This window comes from Bacillus sp. PAMC26543, from assembly GCF_014250375.1.
Taxonomy (GTDB): Bacteria; Bacillota; Bacilli; order Bacillales; family Bacillaceae; genus Bacillus; species Bacillus halotolerans.
This window is the reverse complement of the sequence record NZ_CP060193.1, coordinates 2077039-2103912: the sequence shown is the minus strand read 5'-3', so window position 1 is coordinate 2103912 and position 26874 is coordinate 2077039. Positions and strand designations below refer to the sequence as shown.

23 protein-coding genes, 2 pseudogenes and 1 riboswitch are annotated in these 26874 nt (G+C 39.5%); of the genes and pseudogenes, 8 read left to right on the top strand and 17 right to left on the bottom strand.

Annotated elements, in window-relative coordinates; translation table 11 throughout:
- Positions 1-182 precede the first annotated feature (182 nt).
- The 7 genes from H7F27_RS10915 to H7F27_RS10885 form a co-directional block, all read right to left on the bottom strand.
- Positions 183-1172, bottom strand: a complete 990-nt coding sequence (locus H7F27_RS10915; RefSeq protein ID WP_185847894.1) for an ABC transporter permease — start codon at positions 1170-1172, stop codon at positions 183-185.
- Positions 1166-1912 (bottom strand): ABC transporter permease, encoded by a 747-nt coding sequence (locus H7F27_RS10910; RefSeq protein ID WP_185847893.1) that lies wholly within the window; start codon positions 1910-1912, stop codon positions 1166-1168. Before H7F27_RS10910 ends, H7F27_RS10915 begins: the two co-directional genes overlap by 7 nt.
- Positions 1913-1922: 10 nt before the next feature.
- Positions 1923-2861, bottom strand: coding sequence for an ABC transporter ATP-binding protein (locus H7F27_RS10905; RefSeq protein WP_185847892.1), 939 nt, complete (start codon positions 2859-2861; stop codon positions 1923-1925).
- Positions 2862-2874: 13 nt separating this feature from the next.
- Positions 2875-3426 carry a MarR family winged helix-turn-helix transcriptional regulator gene (locus H7F27_RS10900; protein ID WP_024121646.1) on the bottom strand — a complete coding sequence of 184 codons (552 nt, stop codon included), beginning with the start codon at positions 3424-3426 and terminating at the stop codon, positions 2875-2877.
- A gap of 474 nt (positions 3427-3900) precedes the next feature.
- Positions 3901-5145 carry an MFS transporter gene (locus tag H7F27_RS10895; protein ID WP_185847891.1) on the bottom strand — a complete coding sequence of 415 codons (1245 nt, stop codon included), beginning with the start codon at positions 5143-5145 and terminating at the stop codon, positions 3901-3903.
- Between the two features lie 85 nt (positions 5146-5230).
- The gene (locus H7F27_RS10890; protein ID WP_185847890.1) at positions 5231-6709 is read right to left on the bottom strand and encodes an FGGY-family carbohydrate kinase; all 1479 of its coding nucleotides are present in this window, start codon (positions 6707-6709) and stop codon (positions 5231-5233) included.
- Positions 6710-6725: 16 nt separating this feature from the next.
- On the bottom strand, positions 6726-7748 hold the full coding sequence (locus H7F27_RS10885; protein WP_185847889.1) for a 2-hydroxyacid dehydrogenase: 1023 nt from the start codon (positions 7746-7748) through the stop codon (positions 6726-6728).
- Between the two features lie 97 nt (positions 7749-7845).
- Positions 7846-7937, bottom strand: a riboswitch (SAM riboswitch).
- Between the two features lie 148 nt (positions 7938-8085).
- Here H7F27_RS10885 and H7F27_RS10880 point away from each other — a divergent pair.
- Together H7F27_RS10880 and H7F27_RS10875 are read left to right on the top strand one after the other, a co-directional pair.
- On the top strand, positions 8086-10128 hold the full coding sequence (locus H7F27_RS10880; RefSeq protein ID WP_185847888.1) for a molybdopterin oxidoreductase family protein: 2043 nt from the start codon (positions 8086-8088) through the stop codon (positions 10126-10128).
- A gap of 110 nt (positions 10129-10238) precedes the next feature.
- Complete coding sequence (locus H7F27_RS10875) at positions 10239-10535, top strand: hypothetical protein (RefSeq protein ID WP_185847887.1); 297 nt, start codon at positions 10239-10241, stop codon at positions 10533-10535.
- A gap of 436 nt (positions 10536-10971) precedes the next feature.
- On the opposite strand, the gene H7F27_RS10870 is transcribed toward H7F27_RS10875, so the two are convergent.
- Both H7F27_RS10870 and H7F27_RS10865 read right to left on the bottom strand, forming a co-directional pair.
- On the bottom strand, positions 10972-11670 hold the full coding sequence (locus H7F27_RS10870; RefSeq protein WP_185847886.1) for an expansin ExlX: 699 nt from the start codon (positions 11668-11670) through the stop codon (positions 10972-10974).
- 291 nt (positions 11671-11961) lie between these two features.
- Complete coding sequence (locus H7F27_RS10865; RefSeq protein WP_106021707.1) at positions 11962-12639, bottom strand: YoaK family protein; 678 nt, start codon at positions 12637-12639, stop codon at positions 11962-11964.
- 196 nt (positions 12640-12835) lie between these two features.
- Between H7F27_RS10865 and H7F27_RS10860 the strand changes: the two genes are divergently transcribed.
- A complete protein-coding gene (locus tag H7F27_RS10860; RefSeq protein ID WP_395958042.1) occupies positions 12836-13846 on the top strand; it encodes a polysaccharide lyase family 1 protein in 1011 nt (336 codons plus the stop codon).
- A gap of 298 nt (positions 13847-14144) precedes the next feature.
- Here the strand turns inward: H7F27_RS10860 and H7F27_RS10855 are convergent, their stop codons facing one another.
- Both H7F27_RS10855 and H7F27_RS10850 read right to left on the bottom strand, forming a co-directional pair.
- A complete protein-coding gene (locus H7F27_RS10855) occupies positions 14145-14918 on the bottom strand; it encodes an acetoin reductase (protein WP_024121657.1) in 774 nt (257 codons plus the stop codon).
- 370 nt (positions 14919-15288) lie between these two features.
- Positions 15289-15515, bottom strand: a pseudogene (locus H7F27_RS10850) (thymidylate synthase); the annotation flags it as partial.
- Positions 15516-16258: 743 nt separating this feature from the next.
- Here H7F27_RS10850 and H7F27_RS10845 point away from each other — a divergent pair.
- Both H7F27_RS10845 and H7F27_RS10840 read left to right on the top strand, forming a co-directional pair.
- A complete protein-coding gene (locus H7F27_RS10845) occupies positions 16259-16864 on the top strand; it encodes a VanZ family protein (RefSeq protein WP_024121660.1) in 606 nt (201 codons plus the stop codon).
- A 199-nt stretch (positions 16865-17063) separates the two neighbouring features.
- Positions 17064-17609 carry a hypothetical protein gene (locus H7F27_RS10840; protein ID WP_185847884.1) on the top strand — a complete coding sequence of 182 codons (546 nt, stop codon included), beginning with the start codon at positions 17064-17066 and terminating at the stop codon, positions 17607-17609.
- Positions 17610-17894: 285 nt separating this feature from the next.
- Here H7F27_RS10840 and H7F27_RS10835 read toward each other — a convergent pair whose 3' ends face one another.
- A complete protein-coding gene (locus H7F27_RS10835; protein WP_101861436.1) occupies positions 17895-18251 on the bottom strand; it encodes a DUF3221 domain-containing protein in 357 nt (118 codons plus the stop codon).
- Between the two features lie 343 nt (positions 18252-18594).
- Here H7F27_RS10835 and H7F27_RS10830 point away from each other — a divergent pair, with 343 nt between their 5' ends.
- A complete protein-coding gene (locus H7F27_RS10830; RefSeq protein ID WP_101861435.1) occupies positions 18595-18939 on the top strand; it encodes a YoqO family protein in 345 nt (114 codons plus the stop codon).
- Positions 18940-19103: 164 nt separating this feature from the next.
- Here H7F27_RS10830 and H7F27_RS10825 read toward each other — a convergent pair whose 3' ends face one another.
- The 3 genes from H7F27_RS10825 to H7F27_RS10815 all read right to left on the bottom strand — a co-directional run bounded on the left by H7F27_RS10825 (position 19104) and on the right by H7F27_RS10815 (position 21986).
- Positions 19104-19583, bottom strand: coding sequence for a DUF4944 domain-containing protein (locus H7F27_RS10825; protein WP_101861458.1), 480 nt, complete (start codon positions 19581-19583; stop codon positions 19104-19106).
- A 277-nt stretch (positions 19584-19860) separates the two neighbouring features.
- Positions 19861-20337, bottom strand: a complete 477-nt coding sequence (locus H7F27_RS10820) for a hypothetical protein (RefSeq protein ID WP_101861434.1) — start codon at positions 20335-20337, stop codon at positions 19861-19863.
- 233 nt (positions 20338-20570) lie between these two features.
- On the bottom strand, positions 20571-21986 hold the full coding sequence (locus H7F27_RS10815) for a sugar porter family MFS transporter (RefSeq protein WP_024121667.1): 1416 nt from the start codon (positions 21984-21986) through the stop codon (positions 20571-20573).
- 598 nt (positions 21987-22584) lie between these two features.
- Here H7F27_RS10815 and H7F27_RS10810 point away from each other — a divergent pair.
- Both H7F27_RS10810 and H7F27_RS10805 read left to right on the top strand, forming a co-directional pair.
- Entirely contained in the window at positions 22585-23202 is a 618-nt protein-coding gene (locus H7F27_RS10810) for a thermonuclease family protein (RefSeq protein ID WP_395956376.1), read from the top strand.
- A gap of 66 nt (positions 23203-23268) precedes the next feature.
- Positions 23269-24708, top strand: coding sequence for a flavin monoamine oxidase family protein (locus tag H7F27_RS10805; RefSeq protein WP_185847882.1), 1440 nt, complete (start codon positions 23269-23271; stop codon positions 24706-24708).
- A gap of 181 nt (positions 24709-24889) precedes the next feature.
- Here the strand turns inward: H7F27_RS10805 and H7F27_RS10800 are convergent.
- Both H7F27_RS10800 and H7F27_RS10795 read right to left on the bottom strand, forming a co-directional pair.
- Positions 24890-26040, bottom strand: a protein-coding gene (locus H7F27_RS10800; protein WP_127695692.1) for an IS3 family transposase whose coding sequence is annotated in 2 segments (ribosomal slippage) — positions 24890-25767 and positions 25767-26040 — 1152 coding nt in all. Because the reading frame shifts where the segments join, the coding sequence is not laid out codon by codon here.
- Between the two features lie 164 nt (positions 26041-26204).
- Positions 26205-26746, bottom strand: a pseudogene (locus H7F27_RS10795) (glycoside hydrolase family 11 protein); the annotation flags it as partial.
- Positions 26747-26874: the final 128 nt, after the last annotated feature.

The following is a 26874-nucleotide window of genomic DNA, read 5'->3' as shown; positions in this document are numbered from 1 at the left end:
GCAATCAAAAAGACCGCATTCTATCGCAGCATTGGCGAAGACGGAGCCTTGTCATATAAAATGTCCGGTTCTGTATTCGTGCCAGCAATGCCACTTCATTCTTAAAAACTCCCTAATAAATAACTCATTATAACGAAACAATAAAAAAGATGCATAGCGTTCTATGCATCTAGTGACATCCATTAATAAATCCCTTTCTTCATCCTGCTTCTTGTCATAAAGCCACCAAAGAAATAAAATAATGCCGACCAAATAAAGATATAAAAAAGCTGAAATTTGAATTCCCGCATTGTCTGCCCTATTTCTATCCCATGGATAAAGGTCATGAATGCTTTTTGCGGCAGAATCGCACATAGTGCATCTAAGACGGGAAGATTAGTCGTAAAAGAAATAAAACAGCCTGACAATACAGACGTAACCACACTGATTCCGCTCGTCACCAAGCTTAAGTTTCGATCCATAACTGAGGACATAAAAATAGCGAATGACGCTGCAAGCACTGCGAGAACAGCCAGCAGTTCAGCAAAAATGTCCAAGCGAAAGCCAATATTCACATGAAATAATATTGTTGTCATCACAATGGCCAGATAGGTTGGTATGTATAGACATAAAAATGTAAAGATAAACTGAACACACAGGTATTTGTTCTCGTTTACGGGTGACACTAAAATCCGCCTGAAGGTTTTAAGCATGCGGTCTTCAGGATACAAGGCAGTGAGCGCGGCACCTTGCATAAAAACAAGCATCACGATAAAACCTAAGATATTTGTGCCTGTCCCTCTTTCAGTCCTTATTTTATCCTCTCCTTTATAGCTGTTCGGCATTTTCCCAGTCTCAAAAAGCTCCCGAATCATTTTTTTATCCGCTTCACTCTTCAAAGTGGTTACCTTGTAGTCTTGATGATTTTTTTCTACGACTGCTGCATATTTTCCTAACATAAGATCAGAAAACCTCGGCTTTTGATGGACCATAACCACTCGAAAGGCAGGATCTTTGGGGAGATTTTTCATTTCATCCTGCTCCGTGACAAATGCAATGGTTTCTTTTAAGACCGGTTTACCGGAAAAAAGAATCGCTGCTCCAACCATCAGCGGAATGATAATCACTGCAATGATGATAACGGCTTTCTTCGCCAGTATTCGTTCCCACCTATTTCGGAATAGATTCAGCATACATATCCCTCCGGCTTAAAAACAACATGGGAAACGGCAATACAAACGACTGAAGCCAAGAGAAGAATGGATACCACAGGCAGCAAAATGCTGAAATCATGATCATAAATGAGGCGAAATGAGCATTCCGCTACCCATTTAACCGGAGAAAATACGGAAATTTCATTTACGGTATCTCCAAATCTATGAATTCCGAAAAAAACGCCTCCAAAGAAAACAAAAAAAGCAACTGGAATTTGCATGATACTATTCGCCTGTTCTTCATTTTTAAAAATGCAGCAAAACATGGTGCCGAAACAGCAGCCAAAGAACAAAAAGACATGCAGTAAAAGCAAGATATACGGAAGGTCTTCTCCGCCAAAGTTCAATTTAAAAATCGTTTGGGCCGTCCATACATTCATGCTGTACAATATCACACTGAATATGTAAGTTGATAGTAATTTTGAAAGATAAATACTTGTTTTCGAAACGGGTGCGTATACAAGGCGGATGTTTCCTCTCTTCACCTTTTCTTCCATAAATGTGTTGGACGCGGTCATTGCGATCAGAGCCGCTGAGAAAATGATCATATTCACCCCGTAATAATCGTATGAACTGATACCATCTGCCCCAAAGCTGTTTTTTGTGACAAAACCCATGATCACAATAAGAATGAAAGGAAAAATCGTATTAGCTAAAACGAGAACCGGATTCCTTAAAATATTCATAAAATCAAATGTCATTACTTTTACCAAACTCATGTTGCCTCTCCTAATCTCTTAAATTTCTTCCCGTCAGCTCCAAAAATACCGTTTCTAATGATGCCTCTTGACTGCTCATATGCAGAATGCTGCATCCTTGAACACTTAATTCTGCTATGATTTCACCTAGGAGATCTCGGCTCTTTCGGACTGTAACTTTCAATTCACCCTCTATGGAGTGTACTTTTATAACCCCATCTATATCCATCAGAATGTTTTTGTTTAATTTATCTGCATTCGCCAGCTGAAAAGAGTAAGTCATTTCTTTATTTACTTTTTTGTACAATTCATCTTTCGTCCCGTTAGCAATGATTTTTCCCTCATTCATAATCATAATCCGATCACTAATAGCCTCCGCTTCTTCCATATAATGAGTTGAGTAAATAATGCTCGCTCCTTTTTCTTTAAGCAATTTAATAGACTCCAATATGTGATTTCTGGATTGGGGGTCTATCCCAACAGTCGGCTCATCCATAATAATCAGTTTCGGCTGATGGGCAATAGCACAGGCAATGTTTAGTCTTCTTTTCATCCCGCCTGAAAAAGTCTTAGGCTTATCATCTTTACGATCATATAGCTGTACAAGCTCCAAGGCCTCCTTAACCCGGGCTTTCAGCTCTTTTCCTTTAAGAGAATATAGACTGGCAAAAAAGCGAACATTTTGCTCAGCAGATATATCCTCATAGATGGCAATATCTTGAGGGACGATTCCGATGCCCTTTTTCATTTTCTTTGCGCTGTTTTTTACATTATGGCCCAATATCGTAACATTTCCGGAAGTGGCCGACAGTACTCCGGATAAAATATGAATCGTTGTGCTTTTTCCTGCTCCGTTTGGACCAAGAAGCCCAAGGATTTCACTCTCCTTTACTTCAAATGAAATGCCGTCTACTGCAGTTTTGTTCGTGTACTGCTTTTTCAAATTTTCTATTAATGCCACGCTGTTCATACGTATCTCCTTTTTACATTCTCCGTTTTGCGAACTCCTGAAGTATTTTTATTTTCAGATCATCACGTTCTTGTTCAATTTCAAAGTCACGAGCATCTTCTTCGAAACCATCCTGCTCTTCTCCGTCAAAACTGTATAGCTTTTTCAATAAATTCCACAGTGTCTCTAATTCTTCCGTCGAAAACCCCTGAAAAATATCTGCCATAAAGTACACAGCTTTTTCACCGCACTCCTCTAAAACGCGTTTTCCAGAATCGGTAATTTTCACATTAACCGCACGCTTGTCACGTTTACTTGGCACAGTAACGGCATATCCTCTTTTTTCAATACTGCTGACAAGCCTGTTTACGTTCTGTTTCGACGTACCTAATTTTTTGGCAATGTTGTTGAAAGTGGTTTCTTCTTCCGGTAAATGCAGTATGGAGACCATCGTCATAAATTGCCTAGTCGTTAAGCTCTCATAGTACTCATCACCTCGTGATTGAATTTTGTTTAAAACAGAAAAAAGTGTAGCGTAAGACTGCTGCATTAAAAATAAATCTTTTAGTTCTTTAGAAAAGTTCATTATAATCCTCCCACAAAAGACAATTTGTTGTCTATATCATCATAGCACTTCGTTTTGGTTTGTCAACATATTGTCTATTTTATTTCAAAAAACTTACGTCCTCGTTTGCAAAACATACAACAATTCCATATTGATCAATATGAAAAAAGGTATATCATGGTTCAGCAACGTATAGTTGTTGAAGAAAAAGCATTGAAATCAGCCTTTTTTGAAGATCTAATTGAAGAGAAATACGGAGACCCTTAAATCGTACTACAATGGTTGAGCCGTGCCCTGCAAAGATACACTTAAAAAAAGGCATACAATCATGAGAGTTAAAAAGCGCTTTAATGCAGAAGCGATCGCCCAAACTATTTTATTGGCGGACTCCTAATGATGAAGTCCCGTCCAGACCAATCATTTGCGCGGCACTCTGTAACTGAAACCATTGCTGAAAAAAATCATAAAAAGCGCCCTGTTTCAGGGCGCTTTTCATCAGGATGCATATTGAGGGGAAGTCTCTTTCTGTACTTCTTTTTCTTCAGGTAGCTTAATACATTTCGTCATGACTGCACTCGCAAGATAAAGCACCGCAAAAATCCAGACAACGCCTTGTGCACCGACGAGTCCGATGAACATCCAAGCTAAAGCAGGTCCGACAAATGCCGATAAGCCGGCTGCGAGGTTCAAAACGGACATGGCGGCTCCTTTGTCTTTTCCGGCAACTGTCGGCACGATCGCACCAATCGGCACGTAGCCTGCCAGCAAACCGCCCCAGATAAAGCCGATGATGCTCACAACAGCTATATTCCCGCCTGAAAAAACAGGCGCATAGTATAATAAAACGGTGAAAATGCCGCAGCCGACACCTCCAAACCAAATGACGGTGTTTTTCCATCCGAATTTATCACCGACAATTCCAAAAATGAGGTTAAATACAATGTTGCCCAGAAAAATCGTTCCCCAAATCTGCAGCCACACATTAGTTGAAATGCCGTGCTGAGCCATGTGCATCGGCAAAAACACAGGGAAACCATATGTGCCGATGCTGTTGATGATTCTAATCATTCCTCCTGTCAGCACCCGCGGATTGGTAACAAGAATGGTAACCCCTTTTAAAAGCTCCTCCGCCGTTTCTGATCTTTTTCTTTTCTTTTTTTCAAACCGGTCTTTATTAATAAACAACGCGAAGACTGCACCGAGGCATACCCAGAAAATAGAACTCCACAGCGTATTTAAATAACCAAACGTTTTAATTGCATAACTTGAATACCAAGCACCGAAAACAAACATGCCCAGACAATACGCAATCCAAAACCAGCCGACAGCTGTGCTGAGCCTGTTCTGCGGTGTTCTGTAGATGACCCATGTCAAGAAGGAATAAGCAAAAAGCGGGTATCCTAAGCCTTTAATAAAGTAAGTCACATACATGACAGGCAGATTTAGCTGTTCAAATCCGAAGACGATAAAAGCCGCTGTACCGATCACATAAAACAACAACCCCATAAACATCGTCCGCTTTGCGCCAAATGCTTCCAGACACACACCCGAAAACCATGAAGCGATGGCCAGTGAAATGCCGTATATACTAAAAATCGAAGCGGATTGCTGAACGGTGAGCCCATTTTCAATCAAAAAAGGACTGAGCCATCCTTGTTCAAGACCGTCTCCCATCATAAACAGCACAACCCCTAAAAACCCCCATGCCAGCCGCTTTGGTATACCAATTTTATCTAACATATCTGTATCCTCCTTAGATGCTTATCTCAATTACCGCATTAAAGTAAGAAAATGTATAATTCCTCAATTAGCAGCAAATTCCGCCTTATACTAATACCTTGTTTCCCGATGACGGCTCTAACCCTGAAAAGAAGCGTTGGACCTGCTTCCACTCCTCGTATAAAGTCATTTCTATCCGGCAATCCTGCGGTTCTATCACCCGAACACTTCCAGACATTTCTTCGGTCAATCTATAGGCCTCATTGCAAACCACCGCAGCACCAACGACTGATGCCTGACTGTACCCTTCTTTGACATAAATTTTTTTCTGAAGAAGATTGGCGATATATTGTGTAAATGCTCTGCTTTGGAATCCGCCTCCGCATCCCCACACATAGTCACGATCAAACGGAGTGATCTCTGTTAAAATGTCAAAGTTCCATTTGATTGAACATGCAATCTCCTGTAAGGCCGCGCGTACAAAATGCGCTCTGCTTAAATGGGCTGAAAGCGGTACATCAAAGAGAAAGCCGCCTTTCGTCAGGGCGTTTTTTTCTGCCGATAAATACGAACCGAGGGAAGATACACATGCATGATCTTCCTTAGCAAGAGCAGCAATCTCTTCTTCCATCACGTCGTACGGTTCATTCGGATAGAAAATATCCTTTAATTTTTGAAAATTCAGACCTGTTACCCCGGGATTTGTCTCCGCAAGCCACTGTCCTTGATCTGTGTGGCAGTTCAGCCAGGCTTTATTTTGTCTGTCCTCATGAATTTCATCAATAATTTTGGTAATCGGTGTTGTCGTACCTGATACAATGACTGCGTCTCCCAAAGCAGCACCAGTGCTTTTGACAGCAAGCTGTGTATCTCCCCCACCCGCTATAACCTTCGCATGATGTGATAGTCCCAATTCTGCCGCATACTCATCTGTTATCGATCCAATGACTGTTCCCGCTTTTACTAGAGGCGGAAGAATAGATGGCGAGAAACCGAATATATTGCACATCTCTTCTGACCATGTATTTTGTTTTACATCAAACAGCAGCGTTTCCGTCGCCTGTGACGGTTCATATGTCAATACTCCGCTCAACTGATACGTCACCCAATCACTGATGCTTGTGAAGCTTGCAGTTTTTTCCCATAAGGAGGGCTGGCGGTGCTTTAAACCATAAAGCTTGAGCGCTGAAAAAAGCGCAGTCGGCAGACGGCCTGTTCGGCTGTATACTTCTTCCCGATTCGGTATGTTTTCCTCCCACTCCCTGCCCCGATTGTCAATGTTGGGCAGACCGAGGAAAGACTCACCATTTTGATCAAATAGCACGATCCCCTGTCTTTGACTTGTTGAAGTGAGACCAATAATTTCAATATGATGAGAACGAGAAATCGCACGTTTAGCCAGATTCATGATTTGATTCCACAGCGCCTGTGGAGAAAAATAGCGGCTGTCCGGGTAAAGCGGCTCGGTCGTATATACAATGTCCTCCCGTTCAACCGTTTGAACGCTTCCCGACACACTTACGACCGCAACTCTTGCATTGCCAGTGCCAATGTCAAATACGAGATAACCTTTTTGTTTTGTCATCCTGATGCCCTCCTTTTTACACCTCTGCTTTAAGATCGTTTTTGTTATATAAAGTCGGAATATTGAGAGTTTTTTCATCTTTCCACTTTTTAAGCGCTTCGTTCAGAATGGTAACGTGATGATCCTCTACTTCAAATGTTGCTCCTGCTAAATGCGGTGTTGCCAGAACATTAGGCAATGTAATAAATTCATAATCCGATTGCTCTGGCGGCTCATGATAAAAAACGTCTAATATCGCACCTCTGATTTTACTTTCTTTCAGTACAGATAAAAGATCCTCTCGGTTTACCACGACAGCTCTTGATGTATTCACGAAAATGGCGCTCTCTTTCATCAAGTCAAAATACGGCCGATCAATGAGGCCAAGCGTATCATCTGTACGCGGCAGATGAACAGAAACGATATCACTATCTGAAAATACCTTCTCCAGAGATACTTTTTCATATTGCGGATAATCGTGCTGTACGTATGGATCGTAATACAAAACCTTGCAGTCAAACGCAGTCAGCAGTTTTGCAATTCTTTGCCCAACCGCTCCGAATCCGACCATACCCACGGTTTTTCCTGTTATTTCATTACCTTTGAATTTGGCATATGCCTGCAAATAATCGCTGTTCCATTTTCCATCCTTTAGCCATTGATTAGAGGTATTCGTATGCCGGAGAAATGAAATCACATTTCCAATAAACATTTCAGCAACAGCTTGTGCGTTGCGCCCAGGTGTATAGAAAACCGGAATGTCTCTGTTTGACGCTGCTGCCACATCAACATTGGAAGGCATTCCCCTGCATACTCCCACAAATGAAAGTTCCGGCATTGATGCAAACACGTTTTCTGTCACCTGATCAAGCTCAGTAATCAAACCCGTCGCATTTGATCCTTTTAATAGCTGAATCAATTCATCTTCCCTGTATGCCCGGCCGTTTTCTTTCCAAGACTGATAAACAACGGAACCGAACAATTCTTCAAGCTCTTTTCGTCCTTCTTCGTTGTACGGTGCTGTAATCAAAACCGTCATGATGCAAAACATCCTTTTCATCGTTATTATTCACACAAAAAAATCTCTCTCCAAAGATGGAAAGAGATTCATGTATAGGCGCACTCTGCCACAGACAGAAGCCGGTATAAACCTTACTTTCCTATCTTTCAAGCTGGCGCTTGCTGGAATTGGCACAATAATGTTGCCGAGGTTTCATAGGGCCAGTCCCTCCACCTCTCTTGATAGAAAATGTTTTGTATGTAATTTTCAGAATTGAGAATACGTTAATCATAAAGAAGACCCAGATTGATGTCAATGTCTTTTTTTCAGAATTGACGTTATCATTCGAAATGTTATAATTCTTACAATATATCTAACTAGGGAGAGGAACTGGGCTATGAAATCGTTCGCCACTCAACAAAACGGCATTTTTAAATCCGTTTGCTCACTGGACTGCCCGGACCAGTGCGGATTGCTGGTACATAAAAAAGACGGGAAAATTGTGAAAGTGCAGGGTGATCCTGATCACCCCGTGACAGCCGGAAATATATGCAACAAAGTACGAAATATGGCTGAGCGTCTCTATGATGAAAAGCGGCTGACGACTCCGCTAAAACGAACAGGTGTGAAGGGCGAGGCAGAGTTTAAACCAATTTCTTGGGAAGAAGCGATTGACACCATCACATCCCGCTGGAAACAGCTGATTGATGAAGAAGGAGCTGAAAGCATACTGCCTTACAGCTTTTACGGCAATATGGGAAAATTAACGGCTGAAGGAATGGACCGCCGCTTTTTTTACCGCTTGGGCTCAAGCCAGCTTGAGCGGACGATTTGCAGCAAAGCCGGATCAGAGGGCTATAAATATACCATGGGTGTGAGTGCTGGAATCGATCCTGAAGAAACGATCCATACGAAACTGTTTATCTTTTGGGGAATTAACGCAGTCAGCACAAATATGCATCAAATTACAATCGCCCAAAAAGCACGGAAAAAAGGCGCAAAAATTATTGTGATTGATGTGCATAAAAATCAGACAGGGCGTCTAGCAGACTGGTTTATTCCTATAAAACCCGGTACCGACAGCGCGCTTGCCCTCGGCATCATGCACATTTTATTTAAAGAAAATCTTCACGATGAAGCGTTTCTTTCAAAATATACAGTCGGCTATGAAGAACTGCGCGAGCATGCGAAACAGTATCATCCAGAAAAGGTATCCCTGATCACTGGTATCAGTACCGACGATATCTATCAGCTGGCAAAAATGTACGGTGAAACCTCCCCTTCCTTTATCAGAATCGGAAACGGCCTTCAGCATCATGACAACGGCGGAATGATTGTAAGAACGATTGCCTGTCTTCCGGCAATTACCGGTCAATGGATGCATACAGGAGGCGGTGCCATCAAGCATAACAGCGGAATTTTAGAATATAACACCACCGCGCTTCAGCGTCCTGATTTACTGAAAGGCCGCACACCGAGATCGTTTAATATGAACCAGCTGGGCAGTGTTCTTCTGGAAACAGACCCTCCTGTTCGCTCCCTCTTTATTTATGGGACGAATCCAGCCGTTGTGGCGCCAGAAGCGAACAAAGTCAGACAAGGCCTCCTGCGGGATGACTTGTTCACCGTGGTTCATGATTTGTTTTTAACAGAAACGGCCAAATATGCGGACATTGTACTGCCCGCTGCATCTGCTTTTGAAAATACTGATTTTTACACCTCATACTGGCATCATTACATTCAGCTGCAGCAGCCGGTTATTGAGAAATACGGAGAAAGTAAGTCTAATACTGAGGTATTCCGGTTATTGGCTGAGGCAATGGGATTTACGGATCAGGAGCTTAAAGATTCAGATGAAGACTTAATCCGCCAGGCGCTTCACCATCCGGATAATCCTTATTTAGCAGAGATTACTTATGAATCACTTACTGAACGTTCGTTTATGAAGGCGAAGCGTGAAAAGCCGCTATTTCCGGGTAAATTGCCGACACCGAGCAGAAAAATAGAATTATATTCAGAAAAAATGAAACAAGCCGGTTTCCCGCCGTTACCGACACATACGCCGCTTGCGCCGGATCATGAATTTCCGTTTATGTATGTTCCCGGGCCTAATCATAATTTCTTAAACTCAACGTTTTCCAATAATGCAAAACACGTCAAACTTGAAAAGACACCGAAACTCTTTATCAACACGAAAGATGCCGAAAAACACGGCATCACTGATGGTGAAGCCGTACGGATTTGGAACAGCCGAGGTGAGTGTGAACTAACCGCCGCAGTTGGAGAACAAGTGCTGCCCGGTGTTGTCGTCAGTCAAGGATTATGGGCAGATGAACCAGGCAAAAATCAGCTTGTTAACGCCCTGACCCCCGACCGCTTGTCTGATATGGGCGGAGGTGCCACTTTTTTCTCAGGCCGAGTGCAGATTGAAAAAGCATAGAAACCGTCCAGAGCTTGCTCTGGCGGTTTTTTGTGTACACAGTCAACAAAATGAAACCAATGGTATAGATTGACCGTATAACATGACGAGTACATAATGGAGGCATACACATGGACGTTTTTTTAGGAATCGGTATTGCATTGGCTGGATATTTTATCGGAGAAGGATTAAAGCATATTAACAACCCAAAAGCTAACGAAAAAAATGACATCATGCTGATTAAAGAACGAGATATTTACTTTTACATCGGGCATTTTTTAGGAATAACCCAAGCGGAGGCGAAACTCTTAGCAAAGGATCTCACAGACCTCCCTCATATTGATATTGACGGAAAAAGATATGTGCAAAAACATATCTTAAGAGAATGGGTATTAACATTAGGAGAGAAACAACAAGCGAAAGATTAATGCGAATTTTTCAATAAGACGAGCTATGAAATTTCTTTCCCAAACACAACAAAAAGCAGGATTGGAAACGCTTTTTGATCAATTTATTGGTTCTTTAGTTATTTATTTAATTTGAAACCAATCAACACATTAACGAAAGCAGCCCACATATGCAAATATTGATTTTTACTTATCAAGTATAGGTATTGCTGTCTTTGGTGGAGGGGTTGCCAAATGAATACAGAGTCACCATCTAGCATCCAAGTAGCTGAAAGACAAAGACCAGTCGCAGGATTCGTTTAGCCCTTTTTCTTGAGCAGGACTTTTCATTTAAAATGTTCCTCTACCGTTGCTGTGCCAACTTGCATAAGTAAGTCACAACATTCTTATTTCATAATCATTTGCACGTATAAAAAAACGGCGGAAAATTTAGATTTTCCGCCGTTTTTCAAAGGTTTTATTCAGGAAACTGAACATGCCCGGGAACTGTGTACGCCCCAGATGTTCCGTTTGCAGGAAGCTTTGGAATCGTGTCTTTTACAACTTTTCCTCGAATGTCAGTGATTCTGACTTTAAGAGAGCCCGTTCCTAAATTGGTGCTGAGGAAATGATTATAGTCCGTTTTCTCCATGTTGATCCACTTTCCGTCTTTGTAGTATTCCATTTTCATAACGGGATACTTGTGATTTCTAACTTGGATTGCCGCCCACCACTGGCTGCTGCCTTCTTTAATCCGGTATGTGAAATTGCCAGTGATTGGCGCTTTGATCACACGCCATTTGATTTTGATTTTTCCATCTTTCATAGCACCGATTTTGCTGAAGGCATTGGGTGAAAGATCAAGGGCTCCTGGGGCACCCTCAGGATATAGATCGGTAACATAGACGATCGTCTTCCCCTTTGGCCCTTCCACTTCAAGATAAGAGCCGGCAAGAGCGGATTTCACACCGCCGTAATTAAGATCCTTTGGGTTAATTGCCGTAATCTCCATGTCAGATGGGATAGGGTCAAGAAGGAAAGCTCCTCCTGAATAGCCTGATCCGGTATAGGTTGCATAGCCTTCGTGCAAATCGTTATAGGCTGCCGAAGCCTGCGGGCAAAAACAAAGAATCATCAACATAACCACGCTAATAACAGCACTGATCTTCTTTTTCATAGACATCCTCCTAATCCAAATTTCGAATGAGAATCATTATCATTGTAATACTCATTCGATATGGATTGAAAGAGGACATAGATTCATAGATTGATTTATGTCTAATTCACTATTCTATATATATCAAAGGGTGCGTTTATACAACTATGCATTACTTATGTTCAGATGCACATTTGAGCCAAAATTCTTGTTTCATTAATATGGATAGAATATAGATAGCTATAGTGAGGATCTGAAGTATATCAGCTCAAAAAATTCCCATCCCCGCTTGAAATCGCAAGCGGGAGAATTTCACTTTACCTTTTGCAACTTGGTCAGAGCAGTAAGTATAATACCTAAAATGAGCACAATCGGAAACCAGATAATAATGTAATGAAAATGTGGATCTGCAAAAGCTACAATAACAGCCCCCACACAATATAATATGATGGCCAGCGCCCTTAACACAGCATCTCTTAAGAATGTTTTATTCTGTTTAGAGAAAAACAACCGGCCGGAAAGATCCTCTAAAAGAGAAGCCAATGTTCCGGTCAAAACTGTAGAAGAAATGCCTGCAATCCCCAGTTGTTTAGCTGCTATTGTTTGTATCCCCATGGCAATACTCAAAAGGATAATAAGGATGTACACCGGAACGAAAGCAGCAGATATTGAAAGACAAGCAAAAACAAATAAAATGAACGCTTCAATTGCCAGAGCTTTTGTTACAGCGGATGGCCAAAATGTTTTCTCTGCCTTTCCAACAATGATCGTGGAAACAATCACTCCCACGATAAAGCCGATTAGCGCAGTTAAAGAATGAAAAACAGTGACTTGAAGAGATTTTCCGATTGCTAATCCCAATAAAACGATATTTCCCGTCATATTAGCAGTGAAGACGTGTCCTAGGCTTAAATAACCGATCACATCCACGATTCCCGCTGTTAAACAAAGAAGAGAAAGCAAAGTGTTTCGATATGCTGCAGCAGTCAATGGTGTATCAATCCTTTCGTGTGGTTCCAACTGTAACTCTTTTATTTGCATCAAAAAACATATAAAATCCCGGTTTTGATCAGGAATATAGACTCTATTCTTACTGTTGTCCAACTGTAATAATAATCCATATGTAAATTATTTAAATTTGAAAGGAAGCTGAGTGGCTTTGAAACGATTTTCTTTATTATTTGCCATGTTAAGTTTATTATTGCTTCTCTTGCCTGAAAAAGCTTTAGGCGCCGTCGATTTTCCAAATACCTCGACGAATGGCATTTTAGGATTTGCCGGAAATGCAAAAAATGAAAAAGGAGTCTCTAAAGCCAGCACAACCGGCGGAAAAAACGGCCAGATCGTTTATATCCAAAGTCTAAATGATTTAAAAACCCATCTGAGCGGATCAACACCTAAAATTTTAGTGCTTCAAAATGATTTAACCGCTTCTTCAAAAACAACGGTAACGATTGGTTCAAATAAAACACTTGTAGGTTCTTACGCTAAAAAAACGCTGAAAAATATTTATTTAACAACATCTTCTTCATCCGGAAATGTCATCTTTCAAAATCTGACCTTTGAACACAGCCCGCAGATTAACGGAAATAACGATATACAGCTTTATCTAGATTCAGGCTTCAACTATTGGATCGACCATGTTACATTTTCAGGACACAGCTATAGTGCTGGCGGAAGTGACCTGGACAAGCTGTTGTATATCGGTAAATCAGCTGATTATATCACCATCAGCAACTCAAAATTCGCAAATCATAAGTACGGTTTAATTTTAGGATATCCTGATGATTCCCAGCACCAATATGACGGCTATCCGCACATGACCATCGCCAACAACTATTTTGAGAATTTGTATGTAAGAGGCCCGGGGCTGATGAGATATGGCTACTTTCATGTCAAAAACAATTACAGCAACAATTTTAACCAAGCAATTACCATCGCGACAAAAGCAAAAATATATTCTGAATACAATTATTTTGGAAAAGGCAGCGAAAAAGGCGGAATCCTTGATGACAAGGGCACCGGATACTTTAAGGATACAGGAAGCTATCCATCCTTGAACAGGCAATCCTCACCGTTGACAACGTGGAATCCAGGCTCCAATTACAGCTACCGGGTTCAAACTCCGCAGTACACAAAAGAATTTGTCACAAAATATGCCGGATCACAAAGTACAACATTGGTTTTTGGCTACTGACACAAATAGGGCTTGTATAACGCCAAGCCTCTCTTTATGGCTATGTATTGTTCGTCTGGCTTGTGTCTAAAACTCACATGCGCCACGATGTTGCTTGTCCAACATATCATTCCTGCACAAGATGAACATGCTGACGGACCAAATATTTTTTTGCCAACATGTTCACTCCATTTTCATTGAATGAACACACGGACCTCTGAATTGCTTTTCTCATTATACAACTAGGTCATTATGGTTTCATCTCAAACAAAAAGAATCCATTTCTAAAATGGATTCTTTTATTTTACTGTACATTCTATCATCTATAAACCAGGCCGCCATCAGTTAAAATAGCTTGACCGGTGATATAATCTGAATCATCTGAAGCTAGAAATGAGACTAAATTGGCCACATCTTCAGGTGTTTGATATCTTTTTAGAGCAATGTCTGAAGAGAATTTTTCAAAAGCTTCTCCTGGTTTTAAATCATCGCTATGTTTAACCATTTCCTCATCAATGCGATCCCACATTTTTGTTTTTGCAACACCAGGACAATATGCGTTAACTGTTATTTGATATTTGGCTAACTCTTTAGCAGCTGAATGTGTAAAAGATTTCACTGCGTGCTTCGTTGCGGAATATGTGCCAAGCATTTCAAATGATTCGTGACCTGCTATACTGCATGCGTTAATGATTTTGCCTTTTGTTTCTTGCTTAATGAACTGATCAGCAGCTGCTTGAGTACCAAACACAACGCCATTGACATTAACCTTGAACAATTGATTCAGTTGTTCTTCTGTTATTTCTAAAAATGGCGAAACTGCCTCAATACCTGCATTGTTTACAAACACATCCAAACGGCCAAATGTATCTGCCGCTGCTTTAACTAAATTGAATTGATCATCACGCTTGGATACATCCCCTTTTACTCCGATAACATGATAGCCTTTTTCTTTGAAGTCTGATACAGTTGCATGCAGCAGTTCCTCGTTAATATCATGCAGAACGACACTAAAACCATCCTTGCACAATCTCTCTGCTATCCCTCTCCCTAATCCGCCTGCGGAACCAGTAACTATCGCTACCTTGGTCATAAATATTCCCCTTTCGCAATGAGGTATAGTGACGATATATTTATTTTAACAAATCAGTGTTTCTCCACATAATGTAAACTGCTGTCTCAAAAGAAAGCTTGTATTATATTAATTAATTCAAGTTGAAATCATCGTGTGTAAAGTAATAAAGTTCTTCACTTCAGGATTGATCCCTTAATTGAAATGATCTATAGGACGTGTGTAACCGAGCCCTCATTATTGTTAAAGATATGGACACCGAGCTCTTATCCATTTTCTTTAGTATTCATGTGCTGTAATACATTGTATTGGATTTCATTAGACCGGTACCCAATGTTTCATTGCTACGGTCTTACCCATAAATGTTCCGCCGAATACACGAAGTCCGCCGATGTAGTTTTCCTTGATTACAATACCTTTGAATTTCGTAAAAGCATAGTGTGTAAATGCCTTTGAGTTTAATTGGTCTTGATTCCAAAGCATGCGTGATGAAGCGTTCTTTAACTGATGAAGAAGATCATCGACCTGGTCAACTTTTTCATCAGTTAACATTCTATTTTCTTAGCAAGCTTAGTAATCATATGTATTGCCGATGCTGCCGTCCTCTTGTTTCCTTTGTAATTCTTTAAGCTGCAAGCTTTTTCTGGCTCCTACTTGGTTTAAATTCTTCAACTGAGATATCATTATTTATAATTGAGATGTATCGTTTAACAAATAGAGTTATCCTAATTTACTTCCTTTTTTATCAGATTCTTAATTTTTAATTTATATTTATGTGGTTTTAAAGAGGAGAAAGTCCCCTCTTTTACACTTGTATTTCTTCATAACATAGTTACCGCCAGTTTGATACATGCAACGTTGATAGCATCGTTGTGGATCATAAGAGATTGTTTGGTATTGAGGCACATGATAATTCAGATAGTAAGGTGTTTGTGTATACCAAACTGGATATTGTCTAAACACATCGAACCCTCCATTCGCTCATCTAGTTTACTGTATTGTATTTACCTCACAGCCAAATGTCATTTGTCCATACGAAATTAGGCATTCTTTAAAAGAACCCCCCCTTTATTAGAGCAATTGATCTTTTCAACACATTTAGTTATTTTTTTATTCTTTAACAATTTATCAATTCACTATCACTCCAATCATTTTCAACTTTGACTCGTATGAGCAATAAACTTCTCCTCAACCGTTTCTTAAAAACATGTCAGCAAAATTGGTTTGGAAATCACTGTCGTTATTGAGTTTCACCTTCCCTTTCCTCCTTTTAAATCTAGATAAAAGTCTTTTTTTATTTAATCTTAATCTCTTTCCTAATTATGTTAAAATAGATTCAAAAAAGAAATTGTGGTGTATTTATGCTTGACTCAACTTTTCTCTTGCCATTCATGTTTGTACTTTATTTTTGTTTTATTCTTTATAGAATTATTAAGCGATTTATATTTAAGAAAGAACGAATGGCCAATGATAAGCATCTTGTAATTGTTTGTTTAATCGTTTACTTCTTTGAACTGATAAGCGTTACAATATTCCCTTTACCTATAGATCATGATTTAATTGCGAACTGGAGGAACGATTCTTATCATCCATTTTTGTATGGAAATAACTTTATCCCGTTTTATTTCTTTGTAGATATTTATCATCTAGGCTTGCAGTTTTATGTGATAAGATCTCTTGGCGGAAATCTGATTTTACTGTTGCCAATTGGCTTGTTGTTCCCTCTTTTATTTGACAAGTTAAGGAACCTAAAAAGAATGTTATTAACTGGATTTTTTATTTCATTGTCTATAGAACTAACGCAACTTTCGATTTCTATGTATTTAAGAAACTCTTATAGAAGTTTTGACGTTGATGATTTAATCCTTAATACGTCAGGTGCTGCAATAGGTTACTCGCTGTTTTGTATTCTTCGATCGTTATATAAAAAATTACGATTTAAAAATGATTCTTTCATAAACATCTGATCTGTAAACAAGATATGTAGCCCTCATCAAGTACACAATGTAAAGACCAGCCAATGTAACAGATTTTATGTTGAAATTGAATTAGAAAGACATAATAGGAAAAGGTAAGCATTCACTAGCGCGAGAAATGATGTTTATTGGAAGATCGCAAGTGAAAGGATATAATCAACATAACTAATCATTTTAAGGTGATACGAAAATGGACAGTATAATGAAATCTCATTTTGAAAATCTAGAAGCAAAGGACAAAAGCCTGCAATTAGAAGCCTTTCAGAATATTATTAACGCCACAAAAGAAAAAGTAGACTGGGCTTATGAAGTATGGGATCAATTAATAGGATGGCTGACCGATCCGGATAACCACAGGCGAGCGAGAGCTGCACAGTTTCTTGCTGGTTTAGCAATCAGTGATCCGGATAAACGGATGCTGCACGACTTTCCAGCGTTATGGGAAGTGACCAGGGATTCAAAATTTGTAACTGCTCGGCATAGTTTGCAAGCAATCTGGAAGGTTGGTTTAGCTGGGCCAGAACAAAAAGACCTAGTGCTTACTCATATTATTGATCGCTTTAAAAATGGAATAAACGAAAAACATTATACATTGATTCGCTACGATATGATTGTAGGATTAAAAAAATTATACGATGAAGATAAAGATGAGCATATTAGGGAAATAGCAATGGACTTGATTGAGATCGAGAAAGATAGCAAATATCGAAAGAAATATTTGTCAGTCTGGAAATAACCACTTTTATGCAATGCTCTGCAAACGTTAAAACAGCACTACATCTTCGTGTGAGTGCTGTTTTTTATACTAAACTATCATGCTGCTTTTATACAGCAACAAGCTGCATTGATTGTGTAAGTGATGTTCATGCCCTTGCGCGTGGTAAAGAGAACATCTGTGTTTATTGATTTTTTTCAGGCATCTCAGCATTTGAATATAGCGCTGTTTATGGCAGTACCATTATTAAAATATAATAATTGTAGAGCTTTCTATTAAGCGATCATATGCGGGGGATGCCAACCTTTATAACCAATTGAATTTTTTAATTGTTGCTTTTGGAGGATCAGATTCTTTAAGAGTGTTGAACCACACCTTCATTTTTTTACCTGCCACAAGGTCTTCTTTGTTTTCAATTTGACTTAATCCCAATATCACAACATGATTTTTATATTTTCTTATTAGTCTATCTTGAGACAATTCAAAGTCCTCTTTTTCAGGAGCATGTTTGCCCTCAAGAAAAACGGCTGACTTGTCATCCTTAAAAAGGATAAAACCAACAAGGTTCTGCATCTTTGGCGTTTTTATTTTATTTTCTTCCTTATCATTGCAGCCTGAAATAAAAGCAAAGAACGCTAAGACCAATATCCCGATTTTACGCATTTATCTCTCCTTTTTGGTGTATGTTTTATAACAGTGCAAATCATTTTAGAGGTAATTTATAATAACGCGACACAAGAGTACTGAACCCGGAAGACAGTACAAGTTTATAGATTTGAAGAACACATTTACCACAGGTAAACTCTCTTCAATTCAGTTTTGCCTTTCCGTTACACATTATTCCCTAGTGCCCGCACATAAAAAACGATTGAATATTTAGTACATGGTACAATAAGATAAAAAAACCTATTTCGTTAACTAATTGATTAATTTACTGCCATCGCATTGTGCCTATTGTGAAAAACTTGTAAACTTTTTGGGTAGCCATAAAATAAGGAGCGATTTTTTGTCTAAAAACTTAGCATTTTTTCTTTTCATCTTATGTATCATCATTGCGAAAGTCATGAAAAATATTGATGTAATAAGCACTGTAGCATCCTTTTGCTCTTTAGTTCTCGTTTTCATTTATTTTAAAGATGAGTTTAAAAAGCTAAAACCAAAAGCAAGGAGCATTCTGTTTTCATGCTTTTTAGTATTAACAGGGATTATAACTTTTATCATTTTAGAAGGACAGGTATTCATTAAAAACCACGATTTTTTTAACGGCTGGGAGATCATAGCAGTGATTATTTTGTTTGCAGTCCCTTTGATATCTGGTACTGTTTGCTTTAATTGCTTTACGAGCATTTGAAAGAAATGTAAGCATTTTATGTACAGGTAAGGAACTAAACTCGCATGTTTTATTTTTACTTTGAATAAAAACATGCCTTTATCATGACATGTACTTATCAATCAGATGTTTCTGAAAGCAGACCTATATTTTGGACGTTCATCCCTAAACTTGCCATTGCAGATTTATCTTTTATACCATGGTTTCTCTTGTAATCTTATTTTATCTGTATGTTTTTCCCTACCGGTCTTCCACTCCACCTTAACAACTACATCATGTCCAATTACTTCATCTTCAAGCATAAAATCAAACGTAGCAATGTGGTCTTCCATTTGTCCTCCGCCTGGCATTTCTTCACCTGTGTACTCTGATAAATCATAATCTTCTCTGTCATCGTACTTTTTACCATCTATATACAATATGATTTTTTCAACAATGGTTCTTTTCGCTTCTTTCTTGTTCCCCTGCCAGTATAAATTCAAGAAGTAATTAGGGCCAATCGAAGTTTTATCTGATTTTTCAATGGTAGAAACCCACAATCCGTTCCTGCTGCTTCCCTCATTTTTTACTTTGTCTCCTGATATCATTGCGAAGAACGTTACTAAACAAATCAATAATAGAGCTGTAATGATTAGTGATCTTTTGATTTTATTTTTGCTTCTCATGTTTCCCCTCGCTTTCTTCATTTTATTAGTAGAATAAATGGGCAAAATGTTACTTGAAAAAGAATATAAAAAAAGCTGCTCATAAAGCAGCCCAATAAATTGTCTTTTCAGTTTTGCAGTCACATAAGACTTTCTTGGTGATTCGCAGCGCATCTATGTCTGCCTTAATACTGATCAGGTGTTGATTATCTGCCTGTTAACCCAAATGGATACAACATTCAAACAGCTTTAATGCTCAAGTCCTATGTAGGTCACTACATTGTCTAATTCACCTCTTCTAACTGAATGTAAAGGTTTGTTTTAATTGGCGTCCTTCTTTTCCTTTTTGTGTCCAAATAATAACAACCTCTAATTCAGATGCCTTTTCAGCCACCATAAAATGGTTAAACTTCAGCGGTGCACCATCGTTTAAACTTTTGGCTAAGCTTATTAAATCCTCCTTCTGTCTCACACAGTTTTCGGGACAGCCAAAAAGTGAAAACCTCGTGGTTGAATCAGGATCATTTCTATACAATTGTACATCCACTGTAGCTGCGGCTTCCCCTATGTTTTTGATTTCCATTGAATATACGTGATATTCCCCCTTTTTTGGACTCGCTAATTCCTTTGCATTTTTTGCTTCAGCTATTTCGACTGACCATTGTTCTGTTTTTTGTTTAATTGGCAATTCTGTAAATGTCAGGGCTTGAGTCTTTGTTTGAACAAAAGTCAATGCAAATAATAAAACACATAAGGAAAGTAAATGCTTCTTCACTTCGTATCTCCTTCTTTCTTTTTCATTAGCTTCCCCAATATAAGTGTCCGGTATGACGCATAATAAAAAGCCCTCATAAAGAGAGCTTTAATTACAAATGCAATACTATTAATATGTTCATAGACAGAAGTAAAATTTTCAAGAAGATTAGTCGAAAACAATTACTTGTTATTGTCCACTTGATGAAAGTGGGCTGCTTAACCATTGCATTCAATATCATTTTAATAAGATAATCACGCTTCATGAATTGATTTTTCAGAGTCATAATTTCTATCCATTGAACGGAAATGCTCTTCTAGTTCTTCAAGTGTTCGCCCCTTAGTTTCCGGCATGAATTTGTACACAAAACCGATTGCCAAGATACCCAAAGCGACAAATATAAAGAAAGTAAAGGATAAGCCTGCAGAGCTAAGCATGATTGGAAAAGCAAAACCGATGATAAAGTTTAAAATCCAGAGGAAAAATACACTGATGCCAGAACCAAGCCCTCTTACTTTTTGCGGGAATATTTCTGCAATGACCAGCCATGTTACTGGTCCGACACAGCCCTGCATAAAGGCTAGAAATAAAACGGTCAAAGATAGCACGATATACGGGAGTGCTGCTGATCCATCAAACACGATTGAAAATATGGCAATGAATAAAAGCGCTGTGGTCGTTCCTGATAAACCAATCATCAATATCGGACGCCGGTTCACCCTGCCAACCAGCCAAATGCCGATGATAACGGCAATGACTGATATCAATCCATTCCCAATATTAGCGATTAAAGCTGCTTTTGTACCAAAACCGGATTCTTGCAGGATTTGAGTGCCGTAATACATAATCGAATTGACGCCTGTGATTTGATTAACGATGGCAACACCGATCCCAATCCATAAAAGACGGCGCAGCCATGGTGTAGAGAACTCTTTGATAGATACCTTCTCTACATTTGAATCTTTGACTGCCGCTGCTTGTATTTCTTTAAATTCTGCTTCTGCCCTTTTCTCGTCACGTATGAGTTTAAGAACGCGCAGCGCCTCGCTTTTTTTACCTTTAGAAGTTAGCCACCTCGGGCTCTCCGGAACCATGAGCATACTTGCAAATAATAGGAGAGCCGGTATGGCACAAAGGACAAGCATGTATCTCCAAACATGCCCTGTATCAGCCATTGCAACACCAAGAATCGCATTAAAAACGTAGGCTAAAAATTGCCCGCCGACGATCATCAGTTCATTTTGCGTTACCATACGCCCTCTTTTCTCATACGGCGCCATTTCTGCTAAAAAGGCCGGTACCATTGATGATGCCCCACCGACAGCCAGTCCCAGCAAAAACCGAAAGATAACCATCGTTAAAACATTCGGCGCAATTGCTGTTCCGAGTGATGCCAGAAAGAATAAAAAGGAAAGATTAAGGATCATTTTACGTCGGCCATAGCGGTCAGCCAATTTGCCGCACAGCAATGCACCAAACGCTGCTCCTAATAGAAGCATGCTTGTAACCAGCCCTTCTGTGACCGGTGTTAAGTTAAGTTGATCAGATCTTGCCATAAAAGGCAAGGCTCCATTTATAACTCCGGTGTCATATCCAAAGAGAAGCCCGCCAAATGTTGCTGAAATCATTATCAACTGCAAAAACGACCTGGGATTTCGTTGTTCTTTCATACCCTTTCCCCACCTTTATGAAGAATGCTTTATACATTTTTTCATTCTGTCAACCGAGTGTGCTGGATTCACCCTTTCTCTTTTAAAGAGCAATACTCGTTTCAGCCAGTTTTTTTATTTCCCGAGACCTTATCAATCTGAAAATTAGCAATACTCAATGCAGCGAAGAGGCTTTTCGCAAAAACAGCCTAATTGAAATCGTTTTCATTTACCACGAGAAACATATCCACTTTTTTGTTATGTCCTAGTTATATTTTTGTTACATCCTTGTTAGGTTTGGTATTATCATAATTTTAAAAGCGTTTTCAGTCAATAAAAAACTTCTGAAGTTTTTTAGCAATCATAGGATTTTCCCAGATAAAACGCCTAACACCAGGATTACATACTAATCCCCTTATACTCCGAATGATTTCAGGAAATTCAGCTAAACATGTTCTTCATGGTTACATTTTTGAAACCTTTTTGTGATATTGGAATATTGATCAAAAGCTAGTACTCAAATATAAACGTGTTAAGAAAAATTACATTCACAATAAATAGCGATATCATTATAATGAATGTTGGTTGATTGAGATAGAAAGAAACAGAAGAAGGAGAAATGGAATTGAAGAAAGTAATGTTAGGCTTTAGTCTATTAGCTTTGAGTTTTTCTTTGACAGCCTGCGGATTAAATGATACTGCTGAAAAAAGCCATTCAGATCTAAAACAGCCAGTTGCCAAGAATTCTAACTCTGAAGCAAAAAAAGGCTTGGTGGATGCTGTGTTAGAAAGGCCTGTTGACGGAGATACGATCAAAGTTAGCTATAACGGCAATATTGATACGGTTCGCTACTTGCTCATTGATACTCCAGAGACTAAAAAGCCACATTCATGTGTTCAGCCATATGGCGAGGATGCATCTAAACGAAACAAAGAATTGGTTAGCGGCGGAAAGCTGCAATTAGAATTTGATAAAGGAGAGCGCAGAGATAAATTCGGAAGGCTGTTAGCTTACGTTTATGTCGATGGCAAGTCTGTTCAAGAAACACTGTTAAAAGAAGGATTAGCCAGAGTAGCATATGTTTATGAGCCAAATACAAAATACATAGACCAGTTTAGAAAAGATGAACAGGAAGCACAAACGAAAAAACGTTCTATTTGGAGTAAAAACGGTTATGTGAATGCCAGAGGATTTAAAGGCTGTGTTGAGCAGCACTCAACTGAAAAAAAGATATAGTTCGTGATAGATACCCTTTTGAATGAATATAATGCAATAAATCTAAAAAGAGGGTGCCTCACAAAAATGAATTCTCTACTAAAGAACGAAGACATGATTGCGATTATTAGAAATGGTCTTAGCACATCACAATACCCAAAGCACATTATTATCGTTGGCGCCGGGTTGGCCGGGCTTGTTTCTGCATCTTTGCTGAAGAATGCAGGACATAAAGTGACGATTCTGGAAGCGAGTGATAGAGTCGGGGGCAGAGTTTGCACGTTGCGATCTCCCTTCAGTGCCGGGCTGTATTTCAATGTTGGACCAATGCGTATTCCGGATATCCATACTCTAACCTTGGAATATATAAAAAGATTCAGCCTGCCAACTAGTGTATTTTTGAACAGAACTCCAATGGACATCATTTACGCCAATGGCATTCAAACACGTCTTCATCATTTTGAAAGCAATCCGGGTATCTTAAGATACCCAGTTACAGCAAATGAACAAGGAAAAACGGCCGAAGAGCTGATGCTTTCTGTATTGCAGCCTATCCTCAATTTTATTTATGTAGATCCTGCGAGAAATTGGCGGATTGTTGAAACACAATACCGGAACCATTCGTTAGGCTCTTACTTGAATACTTATTTTTCATACGGTGCAATCGATATGATCGGCGTACTTTTGGATATGGAAGCATATATGGGGATGTCCCTTGTTGAAGTGTTACGGGAATCCATCTTTTATACGTCGCCAACTCGTTTCTATGAAATAACAGGCGGCATGGATCGGCTTCCTCAAGCATTTCTTCCTCAATTAAAAGAACATATTGTCTTCCATCATAAAATGGTGAAAATATCTCAAAACCAAAACAATGTTACGGTTAACTGCATTCATCAACAGACAGCAAAACATTTGGCAGTGACAGGCGATCTCGCTATCATAACCATTCCATTTTCAACATTGCGTTTTGTACAAGTTGAACCATATGATTCATTTTCCTATTATAAACGGCGGGCTATTCGTGAACTCAACTATATTGCCGCAACAAAAATCGGAATAGAGTTTAAGAGCCGTTTTTGGGAAAAAGCTGGGCAGCGCGGCGGCAAATCGATAACTGATCTTCCGATTAGATTTTCGTATTATCCCAGCATTGACATTGGATCGAATGGACATGCTGTCGTTGTAGCGAGTTACACATGGGCGGATGAGGCACTGATATGGGACAGTCTTTCAGAGGGAGAGCGCCTCCGCTATACGTTAATGAATTTATCGGAAATCTATGGTGATGTTGTATGGTCAGAGTTTGTGACCGGCGCTTCTTTTAGCTGGACCCAAAATCCATATTCAGCCGGGGGTTTCACAGCTTTCGAACCAGGACAGGAATTACAGCTGTATCCATACATCCCTGCCCCTGAAGGGAAAATACATTTCGCTGGAGAACACGCCTCACTTACTCACGGATGGATGCAAGGAGCAATTGAATCCGGAATACGAACGGCGTATGAAGTGAATCGTACAACTTAAATCCTACGTTTTTTATATTCGTTTTAGCGACTCCTTTAGATAGATTTGATATTGCTTTTTAATGACGGACATTGATTTTGTTGAATACTATAGAAACAGCAATTAGATCGTGTAGCTTATCAAAAACACCCCTTCACATTGGGACTGACCCCCGTTTTTGAGACAGGGATCAAAACACCTTTTAAACAGCCAATTGCCGATAGCTTATCGGTGATTGGCTGTTTAGTTTCGTTTGAATACGAATGTTGTTATAATAATAAATGTATTCTTTGACAGTGCGTTCTACGATGGCGGTCGTGGTTCGATTAATGCTGTTAAGATAGAACGTTTCAGACTTTAGTGAGGAATGAAACGATTCGATGGAGGCATTATCAGCGGGCGTCCCTTTGCGGGACATGCTCATGGTAATGCCTTTTGTTTTAACAGCTTTCTGATACTCATAAGATGTATACACAGATCCTTGGTCACTATGTAACACGCAGTTCTGAGGCAGTGTTGGCAGTTGATCAAGTGTGTTTAAGACAAAGTCTGTGTCCTGCTTATCTCCAATCGTGAAAGCAATCACTTCTCCATTGTATACATCCAATATACTGGAAAGGTACAATTGTTTCTGTCCATAAGGCAAATACGTGATATCCGTTACTAGTTTTTCAAGAGGATGATCGGACTGAAAGTTTCGATCTAATATATTATCAACCACGGCATATGGCTGCCCATTCTTCTTGCGCTTTTTCACCTTAACCCGGCACTGCCACTGATTTTTCTGCATGATACGCTGAACCGTTTTATGGTTAATACGCATTTCCTTTTTTAATATAGCTGTAATTTTTCGATATCCATATCGATACTTGTGCTCTCGGCACAACGTGCCGATTTGTTTTTCCAAATGGCGCTTGGGATGATCTTTCATCAGGTTCTTCTTCCAACGATAATAAGACGCTCGTGAGATACCTAAATGAACACAGATATTCTGTACGGTCATTGTGCCGTGCAATACTTCTACAAGTTCGACTGACGTTTGGCTATCAACTTCCTTTCCAATTCGTTGTACTTTTTTAAAACTTCATTTTGTTGTCTCAGATAACGGTTCTCTGCCTGCAGTTTCTCTAATTCGGAAGAATACTCCGGACCTTTTCCGTAAGTGTATTGCTTACCAACAGGCTGTTCGAATCGATGTGTATCCCCAGCTTTATGCCATCTAACCCATGTCTGAACCTGCGTCTTATTCCTGATATTCAATTCCTGCATGATCTCTTTCATAGGCACGCCTGCCAATCTCATTTCTACAGCCTTCTGTTTGACTTCAATCGGATAACTCATTCTTGTTCCCATACAAAAAAACACCTCCAAGTCTTATTTCGGATAACAACTATCCGTTTTCAAACTTGAAGGTGTTTTTTATTTGTCTCATCTTATGGGGTCAGTCCCCATTAATGTGAGGGGTTATTTGTGAGTAGACAATACTTCCGATTTGAATCAAAACTTAAAAGGATGATTTACTGCTTACCGCCAATAGTCAGTACATTTGCAGTTACATTATCACTGCCATTATTTTAATATCCCTAACCGTAAGCGCGGTTTCATACATCTTATCCATTGGCATTCCTAAGCTTTCCCACTTCTTGAAGTGTTCGCTGACAGATACGGTTCCGCTTGTTCGTTTTGTCTGCCGGACACTCCAATACGGTTTAAAGGTTGCGATACCTATAATGGAAGGTGGTTCATTCTAGTAGTCTTATAAATGTCATATGTCCCCCCGTCAACAGTAAAAGTACCCTTTGGCATTCCGGTCGGTCTATAGGTGCCCCAATTATCAACGATGTAATATTCTACGAGCGGATCTTTCGTCCATCCATAAACACACAGATAGGAATTCCCTCCCAGATTGAAGGTTGCGTTGTAATGAATTGACATGTTTCCAAGTTATGAGTGAGTCTCGGTTGTATCAAATTTCTTGCCTTTTCGGAATAAAGCATTCCCACTGGGCACTAAACGCGTCGCCGCTATTGAGCGTCATACTGGTGTTCCCATAATCCTTCCGCATTCATATTCATAGCTAGGGAGCCGATTTGAGCTGTAGTTTTGTCATCAAATGCCTTTGTTGGTGATTAGTCGTTAATTGTTCTTTCGTTGATCCCCTGACAAAAAAATACACTCTTTACGAAC

Bases quoted from the DNA above. Each gene is read 5' to 3' on its own strand.
- H7F27_RS10915 (WP_185847894.1), bottom strand. From the start codon at position 1,172: ATGCTGAATCTATTCCGAAATAGGTGGGAACGAATACTGGCGAAGAAA.
- H7F27_RS10910 (WP_185847893.1), bottom strand. From the start codon at position 1,912: ATGAGTTTGGTAAAAGTAATGACATTTGATTTTATGAATATTTTAAGG.
- H7F27_RS10905 (WP_185847892.1), bottom strand. From the start codon at position 2,861: ATGAACAGCGTGGCATTAATAGAAAATTTGAAAAAGCAGTACACGAAC.
- H7F27_RS10900 (WP_024121646.1), bottom strand. From the start codon at position 3,426: ATGAACTTTTCTAAAGAACTAAAAGATTTATTTTTAATGCAGCAGTCT.
- H7F27_RS10895 (WP_185847891.1), bottom strand. From the start codon at position 5,145: ATGTTAGATAAAATTGGTATACCAAAGCGGCTGGCATGGGGGTTTTTA.
- H7F27_RS10890 (WP_185847890.1), bottom strand. From the start codon at position 6,709: ATGACAAAACAAAAAGGTTATCTCGTATTTGACATTGGCACTGGCAAT.
- H7F27_RS10885 (WP_185847889.1), bottom strand. From the start codon at position 7,748: ATGAAAAGGATGTTTTGCATCATGACGGTTTTGATTACAGCACCGTAC.
- H7F27_RS10880 (WP_185847888.1), top strand. From the start codon at position 8,086: ATGAAATCGTTCGCCACTCAACAAAACGGCATTTTTAAATCCGTTTGC.
- H7F27_RS10875 (WP_185847887.1), top strand. From the start codon at position 10,239: ATGGACGTTTTTTTAGGAATCGGTATTGCATTGGCTGGATATTTTATC.
- H7F27_RS10870 (WP_185847886.1), bottom strand. From the start codon at position 11,670: ATGAAAAAGAAGATCAGTGCTGTTATTAGCGTGGTTATGTTGATGATT.
- H7F27_RS10860 (WP_395958042.1), top strand. From the start codon at position 12,836: ATGTTAAGTTTATTATTGCTTCTCTTGCCTGAAAAAGCTTTAGGCGCC.
- H7F27_RS10855 (WP_024121657.1), bottom strand. From the start codon at position 14,918: ATGACCAAGGTAGCGATAGTTACTGGTTCCGCAGGCGGATTAGGGAGA.
- H7F27_RS10845 (WP_024121660.1), top strand. From the start codon at position 16,259: ATGCTTGACTCAACTTTTCTCTTGCCATTCATGTTTGTACTTTATTTT.
- H7F27_RS10840 (WP_185847884.1), top strand. From the start codon at position 17,064: ATGGACAGTATAATGAAATCTCATTTTGAAAATCTAGAAGCAAAGGAC.
- H7F27_RS10835 (WP_101861436.1), bottom strand. From the start codon at position 18,251: ATGCGTAAAATCGGGATATTGGTCTTAGCGTTCTTTGCTTTTATTTCA.
- H7F27_RS10825 (WP_101861458.1), bottom strand. From the start codon at position 19,583: ATGAGAAGCAAAAATAAAATCAAAAGATCACTAATCATTACAGCTCTA.
- H7F27_RS10815 (WP_024121667.1), bottom strand. From the start codon at position 21,986: ATGAAAGAACAACGAAATCCCAGGTCGTTTTTGCAGTTGATAATGATT.
- H7F27_RS10810 (WP_395956376.1), top strand. From the start codon at position 22,585: ATGGAATTGAAGAAAGTAATGTTAGGCTTTAGTCTATTAGCTTTGAGT.
- H7F27_RS10805 (WP_185847882.1), top strand. From the start codon at position 23,269: ATGAATTCTCTACTAAAGAACGAAGACATGATTGCGATTATTAGAAAT.